Source organism: Xenorhabdus sp. PB62.4 (assembly GCF_014467285.1).
In the GTDB taxonomy this organism is placed as follows: domain Bacteria; phylum Pseudomonadota; class Gammaproteobacteria; order Enterobacterales; family Enterobacteriaceae; genus Xenorhabdus.
In genome coordinates this window covers 1-3,913 of record NZ_NKHR01000062.1, presented here as the reverse complement: position 1 = coordinate 3,913, position 3,913 = coordinate 1, and the positions used below count along the sequence as shown (strand labels likewise).

General features: G+C 43.4%; 5 protein-coding genes. All 5 read right to left on the bottom strand.

What is annotated here, in order from left to right; all coding sequences use genetic code 11:
* Positions 1-172 (bottom strand): helix-turn-helix domain-containing protein (locus tag Xenpb_RS19040; protein WP_187655698.1); only part of this gene is annotated, 172 nt, incomplete at its 3' end.
* Positions 173-708: 536 nt separating this feature from the next.
* Positions 709-1,104, bottom strand: a complete 396-nt coding sequence (locus tag Xenpb_RS19035) for a hypothetical protein (RefSeq protein WP_187655697.1) — start codon at positions 1,102-1,104, stop codon at positions 709-711.
* Positions 1,105-1,107: 3 nt separating this feature from the next.
* Positions 1,108-1,467, bottom strand: a complete 360-nt coding sequence (locus Xenpb_RS19030) for a tlde1 domain-containing protein (protein ID WP_187655696.1) — start codon at positions 1,465-1,467, stop codon at positions 1,108-1,110.
* A 313-nt stretch (positions 1,468-1,780) separates the two neighbouring features.
* Positions 1,781-2,770, bottom strand: coding sequence for a protein rep (locus Xenpb_RS19025; RefSeq protein ID WP_187655695.1), 990 nt, complete (start codon positions 2,768-2,770; stop codon positions 1,781-1,783).
* A gap of 876 nt (positions 2,771-3,646) precedes the next feature.
* The coding region (locus Xenpb_RS19020) for a helix-turn-helix transcriptional regulator (RefSeq protein ID WP_187655694.1) at positions 3,647-3,913 on the bottom strand (267 nt) is incomplete at its 5' end.

Sequence of the window (3,913 nt, the reverse complement as noted above, 5' to 3'; positions counted from 1 at the left end):
GCATATTCAGACGGCGGGCAATGATCCATTCGCCTTTAGGCCATGCGCGTTTCAGAACATTTGCCAGTGTGGAAGAACTTAAACCGGATTCGCGGGACAGGGCGGCTACGGTTGTGCCTTGTTTGTGAAGGGCGGCAACGATATCGGCGGGATGCCAGTCTTGTGTATTCATACCTGCTTCACCTCATTGTTGTTATTGGTGGCGATTCAAACAGGGATCTCACAACCGGGAGTAACCTTCCGGCGAGGCCAAAGCCTCCCCTGCCTGAACCGCCATTGAACGGGCGAATGCAGGCGCACTGGCAGAAAACTCCTACCAGTGGGTTACTCTTAACAAGGGTGAGATTCCTTGACCACTGGATTTTGCCAATGGCGCTATCAGGTTAACGGGTTAGATAAAACTTTTCAATAAGGTAATCAAATAGATGTAATGTAGTTATTCGCGTAAAAACGCAATAAGAAAGGGAAAAAACAAGATCGTGATAAAGTTAGTATATCCGGTTTTTTTTAATAACTTCACTGAGTACGATTTCTCAGGAAAACAGGTCGGACAAGGTTTACAACCGTTTTTTTAACGGCGTCACTTGGTAAAAAATCCAAGTGACGCCACTTCCATGCCTGAATAAATCAGAACCATTTTAGTTAGGTTTCTTACCGCCTTTCTCAGGCAAACGACTATATCGGTACTAGTTTGTTCAAAAAACAACTCTATCTTTTATTGAAAATATAATTATCAGGTGTTATGTCAAAATAGGATGGCATTCCTAATGAACACTCTTCCGCTGATATAATTGATGATGCAATAAAAGTTACTTCTTTCTTTTGATTGTTGACGTATGGAATGATGACTTTAATTGTTTGAGTATATAATTGCCCCCAATCTTCAAATTTAATTTCTTTTTTGCCATCTATTAATTTGGTTCTTTCAATTAGGAAAGAAGTTGCTTTTAGCTTATCAAGTTGTTTATTTTTCTCAAATGCTGATTCTATCACTTGCTGAGCAGCCCAAGACTCAACTGTGGCGCAGTAATCTAAATCATCTTTTGTTGAAGAAAAAGCAATAGTAGGAATAAATAACATTGCAAATAAAATATTTTTTTTCATGATCTATTTCACTATCAATTCTCTATCCATAGAATTTATAATCTCTCTTCTTGCGTCAGAACCGACAATTATACAGCCTTCTGAGGCTTCTCCTGGCCTTGTTCTACTATCTCCATGTATTCTAAAAAGATCTCTTCCGTACATATTGTTACCCTCACGTGGTTCTAGATGGATAGTCATTGCACCTTTGCTACTGGTATAACCTCCAATAGTATAGCTTCCTCTTGGTATAGGTCCTTTCCCACGTATCGATTCTGAGGCTGGATTATTTTTATGAATTCCTTTTCCACTATATCCATGAGGGTAAACCAATTTGTCATTGTGATATAAATCACCTGAGTATTGATGATAAATCCAAGCCATTAAAAACTCCTTTTATTTAGAATAAACTCAAATAAAATAAAAAACTAATCATTTCATTTTATGTACTTTACCACATTTTTTATTTATGGTTTAAATTACTTTATCAGCTTGTTTATTAAAAAATATTACATTTTGTTTTTTTTATTTAATCTAGATGAATAAAACTTCATTTCAATAATTTTAATTAAAATTAATTACACTATTTAAAATTTAAAAAGTTTTTTTTCTAGAACCGACCGTCAGTCAACGTCCGTCTTATAAGAGTACTAGCTTTTTCTAGTAAGTAAGACGGACTATCTTGCATCACACGTTATTAACCACGCTTTTTACTATCTCTCTCTGGCGAACGACGATAACGACGCTCACTTATCTCCCAGCCAAACGCCAACCGCGAACCATCATCTGAGCCATCCGCCATTTCGTCAGCCAAAATCAGGTCTTCGTTGGTTTCCTGCTCCAACTTCAGTACATCCTTCAACGCCCCTCCGGTAGCAATAAAACGACGCTTATGCGTCTGGCGAGTCAATTCTAGAAACCACGCTGGATCGGCCACCATGTCGGAAGGTTTTGTTGAGTATTTCAGTGTCTCAGACACCGCCCCGCGAATCTGTTCGGCTGTCAGACTGGCGAAGCTTTCCCCCTCTTTGGAGCACTTGGATTTGACCACCCGAACATCGATATTCGGATCGTAATCAATACGCAGGCAATCCCGCCACAGCTCCATCCAGCGATAATGCTTCACGTAATCTCGACCAGATAACATGGATGGCGGCACCATCATCAGCGTATGAAAATGCGGGTGTGTGCTACCATCTCTACCACGGGTCACTTCCGTCGTACGTATCCAACCTTGAACCGGCTTAAACTCTTTCCGAACTTTAAGCCGCTGAAAGGCCGAATTCATTAGGGTCAAGGTTTCGCCCAAATCTTCAATGGCACAGTTCCGCACGGTCAGCGTCAGGAACATCCAGCGGGAATCGGGATAATCTGCCACGATACAAGGCAGGGACTGGTAAAAACGGGCTTGCCACATAAGCGAGCGCCTCCATTGGCAAACAGGACAATGCCGGACACGGCAAAAATGCGCCTCTCGAAGCCTCAGACGCGTTTCTCCGGTTTCAGCAAGTGTAGACCAGCCGAAACGCAATAAGCCGCCACAATCGCGCATACGCGCCGCATAAGCCTCAAATTCGGCTGCTTGCAGGTAGATCCCACCGACATCATCAGACTGGCCTTTGTGAGTGTCCCAGGGCTTATCATTAGGATTATAATCTGTCAAAAAAGGGCGGTTAGCGTCTTGCATGATACCTGCTCCAGTCTGGGCAGGCGCAGAAAAGATATGTTATCATCCTCTTATCACCTATAGGTTGTGCCACATTACACAGAATTTGCTAGGTGATCACACCCCTGAATTGTTGACGCAATTGCAGGGGTAAATTTTTAGTTCCAACACACGATCACCAGATAAAATAATACAGCCGATACCATTTCCAAGCAAATTCACTCTAAAGCCTTGAGTATCAATGGTTGGAGGCAAATTTCAATCCTAGAGTTATCCCTTAAGTATAAATACAAGGAAATCACCCCCAAAACCACCCTATTTTCACCCCAAAAAAGCCACCCAAAAACCAAACAAAACGAGATACCCGTTTACGTGAAAATTTTGACGTAAGCTCATCGCCAAAAGCGGGGTTCTGTGGCACGGATTGCATCCATACCTCACAACCCCGCTTCCGGCTCTTTCCCATCGTAAAAAATAACAAGGTCACTAGACAGCTCGTAAGTTTTTCAGGGGGGGGATTCGTAACTTCGCATCTATACCGAGAGGGCAATTTATCGTGCCCGTTGAAGGGTTCTTTTGTCTTCGACCATCTGACTTTCGCGTCACGGATAGATCGCTAAAAGACGGCTTAGCAGGGATGAGGGGGATCGCGTTCCCTGATTGAATCCCCCCTTTTGTATCGGCGGGTAGGCAGAAGGTTATCCCAGTAACATCATATGAGCCGCCTCCCATGTCCTAACGGACATCTAAAACGTATTCCTTCCGGTGTCTTTCCCTTTCAATTTCGTCAGAAAAATAGTCTCGCGGGGTGTCGGGGCGTTGCCCTGACCAAGACGATTTGTAACAACGACGGCGTGCAGGCGGTGCTACAAATCACATCTGGTCCCGTCTTTGACCTTAAGATTTTTGAAATTTATTCCCAACTTCGCGGTCGTCCTGACTGACCAGCGTATCCCAGTCTGGGGTATTTCTGGGTTTTCGTTTTGTTATGCGTCCCTTCATATCGAAATATCGGCTTGGCCAGATTTGAGCAGGGTGCATATTCAGACGGCGGGCAATGATCCATTCGCCTTTAGGCCATGCGCGTTTCAGAACATTTGCCAGTGTGGAAGAACTTAAACCGGATTCGCGGGACAGGGCGGCTACGGTTGTGCCTTGTTTGTG